13 protein-coding genes are annotated in these 13925 nt (G+C 74.2%); 6 read left to right on the forward strand and 7 right to left on the reverse strand.

What is annotated here, in order from left to right; all coding sequences use genetic code 11:
• Positions 1 to 30 precede the first annotated feature (30 nt).
• Genes AB0J53_RS31360 through AB0J53_RS31370 form a run of 3 tightly spaced genes read right to left on the reverse strand, consistent with a single transcriptional unit; the run spans position 31 to position 3120 of the window.
• Entirely contained in the window at positions 31 to 1587 is a 1557-nt protein-coding gene (locus AB0J53_RS31360) for a hypothetical protein (protein ID WP_364179132.1), read from the reverse strand.
• Positions 1584 to 2456, reverse strand: coding sequence for an ABC transporter ATP-binding protein (locus tag AB0J53_RS31365; protein WP_364179134.1), 873 nt, complete (start codon positions 2454 to 2456; stop codon positions 1584 to 1586). Before AB0J53_RS31365 ends, AB0J53_RS31360 begins: the two co-directional genes overlap by 4 nt.
• Positions 2449 to 3120: a helix-turn-helix domain-containing protein gene (locus AB0J53_RS31370; protein WP_364179136.1), complete on the reverse strand. Its 672-nt coding sequence runs from the start codon at positions 3118 to 3120 to the stop codon at positions 2449 to 2451. Before AB0J53_RS31370 ends, AB0J53_RS31365 begins: the two co-directional genes overlap by 8 nt.
• A 131-nt stretch (positions 3121 to 3251) precedes the next feature.
• On the opposite strand from AB0J53_RS31370, the gene AB0J53_RS31375 reads away from it, so the two are divergent.
• On the forward strand, positions 3252 to 4763 hold the full coding sequence (locus tag AB0J53_RS31375; protein ID WP_364179138.1) for an MFS transporter: 1512 nt from the start codon (positions 3252 to 3254) through the stop codon (positions 4761 to 4763).
• A gap of 50 nt (positions 4764 to 4813) precedes the next feature.
• Positions 4814 to 5395, forward strand: a complete 582-nt coding sequence (locus AB0J53_RS31380; RefSeq protein WP_364179140.1) for a TetR family transcriptional regulator — start codon at positions 4814 to 4816, stop codon at positions 5393 to 5395.
• Between the two features lie 13 nt (positions 5396 to 5408).
• Here the strand turns inward: AB0J53_RS31380 and AB0J53_RS31385 are convergent, their stop codons facing one another.
• Positions 5409 to 7799, reverse strand: coding sequence for a PEP/pyruvate-binding domain-containing protein (locus tag AB0J53_RS31385; RefSeq protein WP_364179142.1), 2391 nt, complete (start codon positions 7797 to 7799; stop codon positions 5409 to 5411).
• Positions 7800 to 7950: 151 nt separating this feature from the next.
• Positions 7951 to 9213, reverse strand: coding sequence for a glycosyltransferase (locus AB0J53_RS31390; protein ID WP_364179144.1), 1263 nt, complete (start codon positions 9211 to 9213; stop codon positions 7951 to 7953).
• A gap of 156 nt (positions 9214 to 9369) precedes the next feature.
• Between AB0J53_RS31390 and AB0J53_RS31395 the strand changes: the two genes are divergently transcribed.
• The gene (locus AB0J53_RS31395) at positions 9370 to 9825 is read left to right on the forward strand and encodes a helix-turn-helix domain-containing protein (protein WP_364179146.1); all 456 of its coding nucleotides are present in this window, start codon (positions 9370 to 9372) and stop codon (positions 9823 to 9825) included.
• A gap of 37 nt (positions 9826 to 9862) precedes the next feature.
• Here the strand turns inward: AB0J53_RS31395 and AB0J53_RS31400 are convergent, their stop codons facing one another.
• Both AB0J53_RS31400 and AB0J53_RS31405 read right to left on the reverse strand, forming a co-directional pair.
• The gene (locus tag AB0J53_RS31400; protein WP_219509465.1) at positions 9863 to 11074 is read right to left on the reverse strand and encodes a cation:proton antiporter; all 1212 of its coding nucleotides are present in this window, start codon (positions 11072 to 11074) and stop codon (positions 9863 to 9865) included.
• Between the two features lie 159 nt (positions 11075 to 11233).
• On the reverse strand, positions 11234 to 12001 hold the full coding sequence (locus AB0J53_RS31405; RefSeq protein ID WP_364179148.1) for a glucose 1-dehydrogenase: 768 nt from the start codon (positions 11999 to 12001) through the stop codon (positions 11234 to 11236).
• Between the two features lie 51 nt (positions 12002 to 12052).
• Here AB0J53_RS31405 and AB0J53_RS31410 point away from each other — a divergent pair, with 51 nt between their 5' ends.
• The 3 genes from AB0J53_RS31410 (at position 12053) to AB0J53_RS31420 (ending at position 13904) form a co-directional block, all read left to right on the forward strand.
• The gene (locus AB0J53_RS31410; RefSeq protein ID WP_364179150.1) at positions 12053 to 12406 is read left to right on the forward strand and encodes a metalloregulator ArsR/SmtB family transcription factor; all 354 of its coding nucleotides are present in this window, start codon (positions 12053 to 12055) and stop codon (positions 12404 to 12406) included.
• A 63-nt stretch (positions 12407 to 12469) separates the two neighbouring features.
• Complete coding sequence (locus AB0J53_RS31415) at positions 12470 to 13048, forward strand: redoxin domain-containing protein (RefSeq protein WP_364179152.1); 579 nt, start codon at positions 12470 to 12472, stop codon at positions 13046 to 13048.
• Positions 13049 to 13055: 7 nt separating this feature from the next.
• Positions 13056 to 13904, forward strand: coding sequence for a cytochrome c biogenesis CcdA family protein (locus AB0J53_RS31420; RefSeq protein ID WP_364179154.1), 849 nt, complete (start codon positions 13056 to 13058; stop codon positions 13902 to 13904).
• Positions 13905 to 13925: the final 21 nt, after the last annotated feature.

Genomic DNA, 13925 nt, shown 5'->3' on the forward strand with positions numbered 1-13925 from the left:
CCGGCGTCCCCTGCCGGAGGCGGCAGGCCGTCACAGGGTCAGGTCGCGGCGGCGGAGCCCGTACAGGCCGAGCGCCGTGAAGGCGGCCGCCACGAGCGTGAGGCCGAGCAGCGTGCCGGGCCCCGGGTCGGCCAGCGTGGAGTAGTGGACGTGCGCGAACGGCGAGATCATGAAGACCGCGTCGCTCACCAGCCGGAGCTCCCAGCCGAGTTCGAGGGCGATGGCGAGCGCCAGCGCGGTCCACGCGACGACCGTCCCGGCGCGCCGGAACAGGCCGTACGCCGCCACGGCGACACCGGCCATCACCCAGACGCCGGGCAGGACGACCGTGGTGAGGGCCAGGCCCTTGCCGACGTCGCCGCTGCCCAGGCCCAGTCCGAGCCCGGCGACCACGAGCATGGCGCCGGGCACCGCCGCCGCGAACGCCAGATGGCCGAGGACCCAGCGCGCCCGGCTCACCGGCCCGGACAGGAACAGCTCAGTGGCCCCATCGCCGCGCAGCCGGAGCACCGTCATGATCGCGTACAGGGACATGGAGAACACGGCCAGCTCGTACACGACGAGCCGGAAGAAGATCTCCACGGGGTCGTCCGTGCCCGTCCGCCTGGCCCAGTGGTCCAGCCCGCCGCTCTGGCCGAACTGTTCCAGGACGCTCGGCCCGGCCAGCCCGAGCCCGGCGCCGACGAACGCGGCGGCCGCGATCCACGCCAGCGCGGCGCCCCGGTGGACGCGCCAGGCCAGCCCGATCGGCCCGCGCAGCGCGGCCGGGGCGCGGGCGGGCCCGAGCCGCGGCGCCAGGAGGCCGCCGCCGAGGTCGCGCCGGGCCGACAGTGTGTAGGCGATCCAGGCCAGGGCCGCGACGAACGCCGCGAGCAGCAGGAACACCCACCACCGCTCGGCGCCGAACGCGCGGGCGCGCAGGATCCAGCCGTTCGGGACGAGCCAGCCCAGCCATTCCAGGCCGGGACCGGCCAGGTCGCTGATGCCGCGGACCAGGTAGGCGGCGAAGAACACGGCGAAGGCCGCGGCCCCGGCTGTGCGGGCGCTCCGGGTGAGCTGCACGGTCACCGCGGCCAGCCCGGCCCCGAGCCAGCCGGCGGAGGCGGCCATCAGCCCCCAGGCGAGCGACCCGGCCAGGCCGAGCCCGGCGCTCGCGCCGACCACGGTGATCAGCAGGGCCAGGACGAGGTTCGCGCCGAGCACGACGGCGAGGGCGGCGGTGAGCGGGGCGTGGCGGCCCACGGCGGCCGAGCCGACGAGCTCGCGCCTCCCCTGCTCCTCGTCGGAGCGGGTGTGCTTGACCACGAGCAGGATGCTGGCCAGGGCGGCGAAGATCGTGGTGGCGGCGCCGCGCTGCTGGGCGGCGGCCGCGCCCACGCTGTCGCCGTACGCCGGCCCTTGCAGCAGCATGATGGCCGGGTTGTCGATGATGTTCACGAAGTAGTCGCGGCGCGCCTCCGGGGTCGGCAGCAGCTCGCGGATGGTGGTGACCGTGGCCGCGACGAAGAGCGTGACGCTCAGGATCCACAGCGGCTGCCAGACGCGGTCGCGGCGCAGGATCAGCCGGATCAGGGTGCCGGTGTTCATCGGTAGTGCCTCATGAACAGCTCTTCGAGGGTGGGGGGCTGGGCGGTGATGTCGCGGATGCCGTACTCCGTCAGGCGGGTCAGGACCTCGCCGATGTGGTCGGCGTCGGCCTGGAAGCGGACGCGGCCACCCTCGCCGGTGAGGTCGTGGACGTGGGGCAGGCCGGCCTCCGGAACCCTGGCCAGGTCGGCCGTGACCGAGATGCGCGTGAGGTGGCGCAGCTCGGCGAGCGTGCCGGACTCCACGATCCGGCCGTCGCGGATGATGCTCACCCGGTCGCAGAGCGCCTCGACCTCGGCGAGGATGTGGCTGGAGAGCAGGACCGTGCGGCCCGCGCGCCGCTCCTCGCCGATGACCTCGCGGAAGACCGCCTCCATCAGCGGGTCGAGCCCGGAGGTCGGCTCGTCGAGCAGCAGTAACTCCACCTCGGAGGCGAGCGCGGCGATCAGCGCGACCTTCTGCCGGTTGCCCTTGGAGTAGGTGCGGGCCTTCTTGCGCGGGTCCAGGGCGAACCGCTCGATCAGCTCGTCGCGCCGCTTGGCGTCGGCGCCGCCGCGCAACCGGCCGAGCAGGTCGATCACCTCGCCGCCGGACAGGCTCGGCCACAGCGTGACGTCGCCGGGCACGTACGCGAGCCGCCGGTGCAGCTCGACGGCCTCGTTCCAGGGGTCGCCGCCCAGCAGGCTCACCTCGCCGGAGTCCTTGCGCAGCAGGCCGAGCAGGATGCGCAGGGTCGTGCTCTTGCCCGCGCCGTTGGGGCCGAGGAAGCCGTGGACCTCTCCTTCCCGCACGGTCAGGTCCAGCTGGTCCAGCGCGCGGACCTTGCCGAAGTTCTTGACCAGCCGGTGGATCCGGATCGCGTCAGGCATCGGGGTGCTCCTCGTCGTGGATGTCGGTGACGGCCTGGCGGACCCGGTCCCCCTGCTGGGTGGCGATCCACTGCCCCATGCGGGCGTAGACGTCGAGCATGGCGGCGCCGAGCAGGCCGGAGTTCGGGCGGCGCAGCACGTCGATGCCGAGCCGCCTGGACAGGTGCTCGTGCAGGACGATCGTGCCCAGGTGCATCGCGGCCATGACGGCGGCGCGCTCACGCACCTTCGCCTCGCCGGGGGTGAACGTGTCGGGCCAGGTGTCGGTGAAGAACCGCTCGGCCCCGGCCGAGCCCTCGTCGAACAGCTCGGCCGCCACGGGCGAGCCGTCGACCAGGGCGCGGGCCAGGTAGCGGACGCTGAGCTCGCTCGCCTCGTACATGCCCCTGAGGAAGTCGGCGTTGACCTCGGCCCCCTCCTGGACCTGGCCGGCGGCGCCCAGGACGGTGTCGCGGACGTGCTGGTCACAGGCCTCCCGCAGGCGGTCCTTGGAGCCGAAGTGGTGCTGGACCAGGCCGACGGAGACGCCGGCGGCGTCGGCGATGTCCTTCAGCGTGGCGGCTTTGACGCCCCGGGCGGCGAACTGCTCCAGCGCGGCGTCGCGGATGCGGGCACGCGCGGTCAGGTCCTCCGGCGGGCGATCCCCCGTTGGCGGTATCGACATACCGGGAACAATATCTGAATATTGAAAACCATATCAAGATATTGCCGCAGCGACTCGGCGGACTCCCCTTTACTTGAACGATCGTACTAGTTGTACTATCGTTCAAATATTCTTGCCTAGGGAGGATTGTCATGCCCGAAGTCGTGACCCGGCGTGCGGGAACGCGGGAGTGGGCCGGTCTGGGACTGCTGGCGCTGCCGACGGTGCTGCTCGGCCTGGACGTCACCGTGCTGTACCTGGTCCTGCCGAGCATGGCCGAGGCCCTGGACCCGTCGGCGACCCAGACGCTCTGGATCATGGACGCGTACGGGTTCTTCATCGCCGGGTTCCTCATCACGATGGGGACCCTGGGCGACCGGATCGGGCGGCGCCGCCTGCTGGTGATCGGGACGGCCGCGTTCGCTGCGGTGTCGGTGTTCGCCGCCTTCGCGCCGAACGCCGAGCTGCTGATCGTCGCCCGGGCGCTGCTCGGGGTCGCCGGGGCCACGCTGATGCCCTCGACGCTGTCGCTGATCTCGAACATGTTCGCCGACGCCCGGCAGCGCGCGGTCGCGATCGGGATCTGGGCGACGATGTTCGCCCTGGGCATGGCCGCCGGCCCGGTGGCCGGCGGCGCCCTGGTCGGCACGTTCTGGTGGGGCGCGGCGTTCCTGCTCGCCGTCCCCGTCGCGGTCGCCGTGCTCGCCGGGGCGCGGGCGCTGCTGCCCGAGTACGCCGACCCGCAGGCGGGCCGCCTCGACCTGGCCAGCGTCGGCCTGTCGCTGGCCGCGATCCTGCCGGTCGTCTACGCGATCAAGCACGCGGCGGCGGACGGTCCCGGCCCCGGCACGGCGGCCCTGGCCGTGCTCGGCGCGGTGGCCGGGGCGCTCTTCGTACGGCGTCAGCGCGGCCTGGCCTCGCCCCTGCTGGACGTCACGCTGTTCACCAGCCGGGCGTTCTCCGCGGCGCTGGCCGTGCTGCTGATCGGGCTGGTCGGCGTGGGCGGGACCATGTACCTGGTCACCCAGTACCTCCAGCTCGTCGAGGGCCTGACGCCGTTCGCGGCCGGCCTGTGGATGGGACCGCCCGCCCTGGCGATGTTCGCCGCGGCGATCGGCGCGCCGATCATCGCCAGGCGGATGCGTCCCGGCCTGGTCATGGCGCTCATGCTCGCCCTCTCGGTGATCGGTTACGCACTGCTGGCCACCGCCGGCACCGGGGACGCGGCACGAGTGGTGGCCGGATTCGCGTTCGTCTACCTCGGCCTCGGCGCGATCGCCGCCCTCGGCACCGACATGGTCGTCGGCGCCGCGCCGGCCTCGAAGTCCGGGTCGGCCGCCGCGATGTCCGAGACCGTCCAGGAACTCGGCATCGCCGTCGGCGTCGCCGTCCTCGGCAGCCTCACCACCGTCCTCTACACCGCCCGCATGACCGCTCCCGCGGACGTCCCGCCCGAGCTCGCGGCGCGTCTCACCGACAGCCTGCCCGGTGCGCTGTCGGTCGCCGGCCAGGTGCCCGCCCCGGTGGTGCTGGAGGCGCAGGCGCTGTTCACCAGCGGGGTGAACATCGCCTCGGCCGTGGCCGGCGTCGCGATCGTCGCGGCGGCGGCGCTGTGCCTGACGGCGCTGCGGCACGTGCGGCCTCTCGGGGAGAACGAGCGGTGACGTGCTCGTCCATCCTGGCTCGTCTACCCTGGACCTCACGGGAGGGGTGCATGAACGACGACAGCGGGCACATCGACGGCCGCAAGGCCCGGGGCCACCGGCGCCGCGCCGAGATCATCGAGGCCACCCTCGCCGTCGTGACGCGCGAGGGCGCGGCGGGCGTCACCCACCGCACCGTCGCCAAGCAGGCCGGCATCACCACCAGCCTGAGCACCTACTACTTCGCCACCCTCGACGACCTGCTCGTCGCGGCCCTGTCCAGCGTCGCCGACACCTACACCCGGCGCATCCGCCAGATCATCGACGGCCCCGGCGACAAGCTCCGCGCGCTGGCCGAGCTGATCGCCGAGTCCGGCGGCCCCGGCCGTGACCACGCCCTGGCCGAGCGCGAGCTGTCCACCCTGGCGGCTCGCCGCCCGGCGCTCGCGCCCGTCGCCCGCCGCTGGCGGCAGGACATCGGCGAGCTCGCCGCCACCCTCACCGACGACCCCGAGGCCGTCGCCGCCGTCGTCGCCGCCGCCGACGGCCTGTGCACCGCCATCCTCATCGACAACGCCCCCGCTGACGCCGGCTACGTGCACCGCATCCTGGCCCGCGCCGTCCACGCGCACCCCGCCGCCGCCGTCTCCTGAGCGGCCCTGGGGCTCATTCCTCCTCGATGCGCACGGTGCCCGCGGCGCCGTCGATGGTGATGAGCTGGCCCGTCCTGATCTCGCGGGTGGCGTCGCGTACGCAGATGACGGCCGGGATGCCGTACTCCCTGGCGACGGTCGGGCCGTGCGCGACCGGGGAGCCCGTCTCGGTGACCAGGCCCGCCGTCGTCAGGAAGAGCGGCGTCCAGCCGGGGTCGGTGGTGGGCGCGACCAGGATCTCGCCCGGCTCGATGTACGCGCCGGCCGGGTCGCGGATTACCCGCGCCCGGCCGGTCGCGCGGCCCGCCGCCCCGGCCATGCCGGTGAGCACCCCGTCGCCCGCCTGGACCGCCGGCGCGAGCGCCTCCACGTCGGTGCCGTCGGACAGCAGCGCGCCGGGGACGCTGGGCCGCCGCAGCTCACGCTCGTACGCGGCGCGCCGGGCCGCGATCACCTCGCGCAGGTCCGCGCCCCGGACGGCCTGGCGGGCCTCGGCCAGGTCGAGGAACATGATGTCGTCCGGCCGCTCGAACAGCTCCGCGCCGGCCAGCAGCAGCTGCTCCCGCGCCGCCTGGAGCGGGATCAGCCAGGCGAACTTCCCCAGCTCGCGCAGCCCGGTGAGCTCGCGGGACCTGCGCATGAGGAAGACCGCGACCCTGCCGCGGACCGGCCGCCCGCGCGTGACACGCCGCGCCAGCGCGGCGAGCGTCCGCTCCGCCCGATCCGCGGCGCGCTCGAAGCGCCGGTCCGGCGCCTGCTCGGGATCGCCGACCCGCAGGTAGTTGGCGATCGTGGCGAACAGCGGCGCCGGATCCTCCGCCCAGCGCGGCATGCCGACGTCGATCTCGGCCGCGGCCCGCAGGCCGTACCTCTCCAGGAACTGTGCCAGGCCGATGTCGGGCAGGTCGCCGTCCCGGTAGCGGGCGGCGAGCTCCGGCGCGGGGGTGCCGGCGAACAGCTCGCGGTGCTCGCGTGCGTTGACGGCGAGCCGCCACAGGGCCAGGTCCATCTCGGTGGTCACGTTGTACGGCATGCCGCCGAGGACGGTGTCCAGCTCCTCCTCGCTCGCCACCCCGTCGAGCAGGGCGGAGGGGACGGTGCCCGCCACGATCCCGGCGGTCAGCGGCCAGACGATGCCCTGCATGTCCAGGGTCATGATCGGCCGGTGCGAGTCCTCCGCCACCCAGCGCAGGCGTTCGGCGGCGCTCGCGTCCGGTCCGGGCGGCACGGTCAGCCGTCTGATGCGCCGGACGCCGCGATAGGCCCGGCCCCGCGCGGCGTCCGGCCAGGCCAGCGCGGCGACCACGCCGGCGACGGCCCGGGGCGCGATGCGCACAACCCCCTTGACCACGGCGCGCACGTCGAACGGCAGGCCGGGCCGCGGGGCGAAGCGCGGGTCGTCCAGCATCCGCCGCACGGCGCCCTGCACGCGCGGGCCGTACACCTCCAAGGACGTGCCGAGCCGGTCGCGCATCGCCCTGCTGCGCAGGAAGTCGGTCAGGTCGAAGTAGAGCCTGCCGCCGATCGCGACCATCCGGGGCAGCGGATCGCGGCGGTCGATCCTGGCTCCGGCCGCTTCGAACCACAGGCCCGCGCCGGTCCTGAGCATCGACACGCCCATCGGCGTCATCGGCCGCAGCATGCCCTGGATGTGGCCGAACTCCAGGTAGAGCCGGGTGTCGGCGGTCGCGGGCGGCGCCGGGAACAGCGTCGTGACCGGGCGGGACTGCAGTAACCACAGCACGCCGTCCCGGTCGAGGGCCCACTCGACGTCCTGCGGCGAGCCGAAGTGCTCGCGCAGCCGCAGCCCCGCCGCGCGCAGCTCCTCCAGCCAGCCGGTCTGCGGGGCGTCGTCGTCGAACTCGTAGTGGTCGGGCACCACGGTGCCGTCGACGATCGCGGTGCCCAGGCCCTCCGCGGCGTCGACGACCATCTGGGTGCGCCGGCCGGTGATCGGGTTCGCCGTGAACAGCACCCCGGCGCGCTCGGGGTCGACCATCCGCTGCACCACGACGGCCATCGCCGCGTCCTCGATGCCGGCGTTCGCCCGGTAGGCCACGGCGCGCTCGGTGTGCAGCGAGTCCCAGCAGCGGCGGACGGCCTCGGCCAGCGCGTCCTGGCCCTCGACACCCAGGTAGGTGTCCTGCTGGCCGGCGAAGCTGGCGTGCGGCAGGTCCTCGGCGGTGGCGCTCGACCGCACCGCCACCTTCCCGCCGCCGAGCCGCTCGTAGGCGCGGGCCAGCTCCTCCTGCGGGACCTGCCCGCTCGCGTAGGCCTCGACGGTCACGCAGAAGCCGTCGGGGACCCGCTCCCCCGCTCTGATCATCTCCCCGAGCCCGGCGGCCTTGCCGCCCACCAGGCCAATCATCGAGGCGTCGATCTCGGCCAGCCGGATCAGCTTCATCCCGGATCCTCCTCGCAGCCTTGGCGCCCGGGATCCGGCCGGTCCGCCACCCGGAACGGCCGGTCGGCGCGGTCCCCGTGAACCCGCAGCAGCCTTCAGCAGTCAATCTACGCGTACGTGACCATCCGTCCAGTAGGCGGCGGTCCCCCGGTCAGGCCAGGGTCTCCAGGATCTGGACCGCCCGCTGGACGCCGTTCTCGGCGCGGACGCGCTCGCCGGTCTGGGCGGCGGCGCGGGCCAGGCCCCGGTCGGTGACGGCCCGGCGGATGGCCTCGGCCAGGCCGCGCGGGGTGAGGCGGCGCTGCGGCTGCGGGGCCGGGGCGACCCCGGCGGCGTGCGCGCGGGCGGCCCAGAACGGCTGGTCGGCCACGAACGGGCAGAGGACCTGCGGCCTGCCCGCGGCCAGCGCGGCCCCGGTGGTGCCACTGCCGCCGTGGTGCACGATCGCGGCCATGCGCGGGAACAGCCAGTCATGCGGAGCCTGCTCCAGCGGGAACACCGCCTCGGGCAGGTCTCCGGTCCGCATCCCGCCCCAGCCGGTCGCCAGCACGGCGCGCACCCCGGCCAGCCGGACGGCCTCGGTGACCACGCGGCCGACCCGTACCGGATCGGTGCCCGCCATGCTGCCGAAGCCCACGTACACGGGAGGGGGCCCGTCCGCCAGGAAGGCGGCCAGCTCCGGCGGCGGCGACCAGCCGGAGGCGGCGGGAAGGAACCAGAAGCCGGTGGTGTGCACCCACGACGGGTAGTCGAGCCCGCCGGGCAGCAAGCTGGTGCTGAACGCCTGCAGCACCGTGGCCGGGCGGCCGTCGGGGCGGCGCAGGATGTCATGGCGGCCCCGGCGGCGCGGCAGGCCGAGCCGTCCGGCGCGCAGCCTGTCGGCGACGCCGCCGAACGAGCGGAGCATCAGCTTGATCGGCAGGTACGACGCCCGGTTCAGCGACCGGGGCAGCGGCACCGGGATCATCGGGTTGCGGAACGCGGCGGTCGGCACCCAGACCGGTTGCATCGTGGCGGGCACCGCTGGCACGCCCAGCCGTTCGGCGAAGTGCTGAGCGGGGATGCCCGGGGCGTGCACCACCAGGTCGGCGCCGTCCTCCGCCACGTCCGCCATGTCGTCGAAGACCCGGGCCATGAGCGGCTTGCTGCGCCGCATGACGCGCAGGGCGACCTTCTTGCCGCGCAGGCCCCGGTAGTTCGTCTCGATCGCCTCGAGGATCTCGGGGTCGTCGATGAGCGTGTTCGGCCCGTCATGGACCGGCGCGAACGCCAGCCCGTACGGCTCGGCCAGGGACGCCATCGCCGCCGGCGCGGCCAGGACCGGTTCGTGGCCGGCCGTTCTCAGGGCGAGGGCGAGGGCCGCGTACGGCTGCACGTCACCGCGGGTGCCGTGGGTGAGGATGAGGACCTTCATCGGTGCTCCCTGCTCGGAGGAACTGCTGCGTTCGCCGACCAGGCTTCCCGGCACACCGTCGCCCCGCTGCGGGGGCGAATACCGTCACATTACCCAAAATTCTGAAATTTCTGAAGTTTCATGGGCTCGGCTATTCTGATCTCCGGAGGTGACGCGGTGAGCGAGCGGGAACGGTGGGAGGCTGCCGAACGGCTGGCGCTGGTGCTGACCGAGGGCGGCCTGCAGCGCATGTCGGCCCGGGCCCTGGCGGTCTTCCTGTTCACCGGCGCGGAGACGGTCACCATGGGCGACATCGCCGACCGGCTCGGCGTCAGCGCGGGCTCCGTGTCCGGCGCCGTCAAGGCGCTGCTCTCCACCGGGCTGATCGAGCGGCTGCCCGCCCCCGGCAGCCGCCGCGAGCACTACCGGCTGCGCGACGACGCCTGGCCCACCCTGTTCTCCACCCAGAACACCGTCGTCCACACCATGCTGGAGGCCGCCGAGACCGGCATCGCCACCACCGCCCCCGGCGACCCGGCCCACGTCCGGCTCGCGCGGATGCGCGACTTCTACCAGTTCCTCCTGAGCGAGCTGCCGGGCCTGCTGCACCGCTGGCAGCAGCGGAACGGCTGACCCGGCCCCGGGATCCCGCGCAGGGCGCCGGGCGCGCTCATGGGCGGCGGATGCGGCGCGTCACGGCGGTGTGCCAGGCGGGGACCTCGCGCTCGTCGTCGAACCAGCGGGCCACCACGATGTCGGTCGAGGAGTGCAGCAGGATCGACACCACGATGGTCACCGCGACGTACTGGAACACCGGTTCGGCGACCGCGATGCCGGAGCCGAGCACGAGCAGCCCGTACACGACCGAGGCGAAGCCCTTGGGCCCGAACCAGGCCACGGCCGCCTGCTCGCGCACCGACAGCCCCGAGCGCAGGAACGACAGCCAGATCGCCACCGGCCGCGCCACCACCAGCGCGAGCACCGCGAACAGCCAGCCGGCCCAGCCGACCGCGCCGAGCAGCGCCGGCGTGATCAGCGCCCCGAACACCAGCAGCGCGGCCAGCTTGAACACCTCGGCGATGAGCTCGCCGAAGTGCTCGAACGACTCCCGCTGCCGGGGCCCGAACGTGGCCACGGTGATCCCGGCCGAGAACGCGGCCAGGAACAGGTTGCCGTGCGTGGCCTTGCCGACGGCGAGCACGAGCAGGCCGATGGCCAGCGCGTTGAGCGGCTCGTAGGCGGTGGACGCGGCGAACCAGCGGGTGCGCTCCAGCTTGATCGCCGCCCACGGGATCGCGACCCCGATGACGATGCCCAGTCCGAGCTCCAACCCCAGCTCGCCCAGGTGCAGATCGTGCGACCCCGCCGCGACGGCCAGGAAGACGATCACGAACGGCAGCGCCAGGCCGTCGTTGACGCCGGACTCGACGTTCAGCAACTGGCGCAGCCGGGGCGGCACCTTGTCGTTGCCGACCAGGGCCGCGGCGAACACCGGGTCGGTGGGCGCCAGGATCGCGCCGATGAGCAGCGCCTCGACCCAGCCGAGGCCGAGCAGGTAGTGGGCGCCGAGCGCGGTGATGGCCAGCGTGAGCGGCAGGCCCCAGCCCAGCGCCCGTCCGGGGAGCCGCCAGGCGCTGCGCAGCTCGGTCCAGCCCACCCGCATGCCGTCGGTGAACAGCACGGTGAACAGGGCCAGCTCGGCGAGCGTGGCGACCAGGTCGTCGCCGGGACTCAGCGACACGACGCCGAGCACGCCGTCGCCCAGCACGAACCCGGCCACCAGGAACAGCGCGGCCGTGGACAGGATGGTGCGGTGGGCCAGGCTCGACAGCAGCACGGCGAGCAGGAGCACGCAGGCGAAGGCGGTCAGCAGCACGCCCATCAGGGACACCGCGCAGGGAAGATCATCGGGCACCTCCGGTCGGGACAGAGAACATCTTGCCGACCAGGCTTCCCGGCGCACCGCGCTCACCCTAACAGCAGCGCCGCCCGGGCGACAGACGCCGCCGTGCGGGCGATGCGACGGGGCGGCAGGGGCGGCTCAGGTGAGTTCGAGGCCGCCGTCGACGGTGAGGACCTGGCCGGTGACCCAGGCGGTGGCGGGAGTGGCGAGGTGGACGATCCAGGCGGCGACCTCCTCGGGGGCGCCGCGGCGGCCGAGCGGGATGCGGGCGGCCTCGTCCCGTTTGATCTGCTCGACGACGTCGTCCGGCAGGCCGGCGGCGGCCAGGGCCTGGCTCTCGGTGGGGCCGGGGGCCAGGGCGTTGACGCGGATGCCGTCGGCGGCCAGCTCCAGCGCCCAGCTCCGGGTGAGCTGTTCGAGTGCGGCCTTGGAGGCGGCGTAGTGGGCGGCGCCGGGCAGCGGCCGGTGGCCGTAGGTGCTGGAGACGTTGACGATCACGCCCCGGGTGGCGCGCAGGTGCGGCAGGGCGGCGGCGGCGAGCAGGCTGGGCGCGGTGACGTTGAGGGCGAACAGGTCGGCGACGCCGTCGGCGGTGACCTCGGCCAGGGGCATCCTCCTGGTGGCTCCGGCGTTGTTGACCAGCACGTCCACGGCGCCCCACCGGTCGGCGGCGGCCTCGACGACCTGCCGGGAGGCGTCCGGGTCGCGCAGGTCGGCGGCGTGGACGGCGATGCCGGGGTGGCCGTCGGCGGTCTCCTCCAGCGTCGGCAGGCGGCGGGCGACGCCGAGCACGCGGGCTCCGGCGCGGGCGAACTCCCGGGCGGCGGCCCGGCCGATGCCCGAGCCTGCGCCGGTGACGATGACTACCTTGCCGGTGAGGTCCGCGCAGGGCTGCTGGTCCACCATGAACTCCTTTGTTCGTTGTTCGTGAAACGTCGAACAAGGTAGCATGGGATCGTGAAGCAGGCGCAGCATCCCGAGCTTGAGCAGATGACCCTCGTCGCGGTGCTGGGCGCGCTCAGCGACCCGATCCGCGTCGGGCTGGTGCGCGTGCTGGCCGACGGCCGCGAGCGGGGCTGGGGCGAGCTGCGCGCGCCCGTCGCCAAGTCGACGCTCAGCCACCATCTGCGCGTGCTGCGCGACGCCGGCATCACCCGGACCCGGCAGGAGGGCACCCGCTGCTTCGTGCGGCTGCGCCGCGCCGACCTGGACGTCCGCTTCCCTGGACTGCTCGACGTGGTGCTCCAGGTGGCGGACGCCGACGACGTCGGCGCGCACGTCGGGACGCACGACAGCCCGCAGCCCGCCTGAACCGGGCGGGCCGTCATCGCCTCGTAAGGAATCGGGCCGCCGCGCGCTCCTAGGGTGACCGGCATGAGCAACGTGCGAAGCGCGGCCGCCGCGATGGCGGCGCTCGCCCTGCTGGCCGCCGCGTGCGGCACCGGCATGCGGGACGAGCCCGGAGACATGGGGAACACGGGAGACACGGCCATGAGGACCTCGGCCCCGGCGGCCTCCCCCGCCGGGCCCGGGAGCGCGTCCTCGGCGCCCGCCGCGTTACGCTTCGACGCCCGGACGCTGGACGGCGAGCCGTTCGAGGGTGAGAGCCTGGCGGGCAGGCCCGTCGCGTTCTGGTTCTGGGCGCCGTGGTGCCCCAAGTGCCTGTCGGACGCGCCCGCCGTCAAGGCCGCCGCCGCCCGGCACGGCGACGTCACGGTCGTCGGGGTCGCCGGCCTGGACACCGAGGCGGCGATGAAGCAGTTCGTCCGGCGCACGGGGACCGGTGACCTCGTGCACCTGTCCGACGCCGAAGGGGCGCTCTGGACGAAGCTGGGCGTCAGCGAGCAGTCCACCTTCGTGTTCATGAGACCGGACGGCTCCACGCAGAAGGTCACCGGCCCGCTCGGCCAGGACAAGCTGGAGACCCACCTGCGCGCCCTGGCCACCCGGTAGCCCCGCCGTGTCCCTGTCCTCGTCGCTGTCCGAGGCGCCGCTGGCTCTGGCGCTCACCGCCGGGATGGTGGCCGCGTTCAATCCCTGCGGCTTCGCCATGCTGCCGGCCTACCTCACGCTGCTGATCACCGGCCGGAGCGCCGCGCCCGTCCGCCAGGCGCTGGTCCTCGCGGCGGCGATGACCGCCGGGTTCGTCACGATCTTCGGCCTGTTCGGGCTGGTCGTGACCGTGCTGGCGGTCTCGGTGGGCGGGCGGCTGCCGTGGGCGACCCTGGTCATCGGGGCGGTGCTGGCCGGGCTGGGCCTGTGGCTGCTGTCCGGCCGCGAGCTGGTGCTGCGCCTGCCGGGCCTGCCCACCGGCCGTCCCACCACCTCGCCGCTGTCCCTGTACGGCTACGGCCTGTCGTACGCGGTGGCCTCGCTGTCGTGCACGGCCGGCCCGTTCCTGGCGGTGACCTCGGCGGCGCTGTCCGGCAGCGGCGTGGCCGGCGGGATGGCGGCCTTCACCGCGTACGCGCTGGGCATGGGGCTGATCGTCGCCGTCCTGTCGCTGGCGGTGGCGCTCGCCCGCGCCGCCGTCGTGGCCCGGCTGCGGCGTGTGCTGCCGTACGTGTCCCGGGTCAGCGGCGGCCTGCTCGCCCTCGCGGGCCTGTACGTGCTCTATTACGGCTGGTACGAGCTGCGCGTCCTCGCCGGGCAGGACGCGCGCGACCCGATCGTGGGCGCGGCGACGGAGGTGCAGGCGGCCCTGGCCCGCTGGGTGGCCGGACTCGGGCCGGGCCCGCTCCTGCTCGCGCTCGTCCTCCTGCTGGTCCTGGCGGCGGCGGCCGTGCGCAGGTCCCGCGAGAAGCCATGACCTTTCGCATATCTTGCCTCG

Origin of the sequence: Nonomuraea sp. NPDC049725 (genome assembly GCF_040674795.1) — a bacterium.
Lineage (GTDB): Bacteria > Actinomycetota > Actinomycetes > Streptosporangiales > Streptosporangiaceae > Nonomuraea > Nonomuraea ceibae.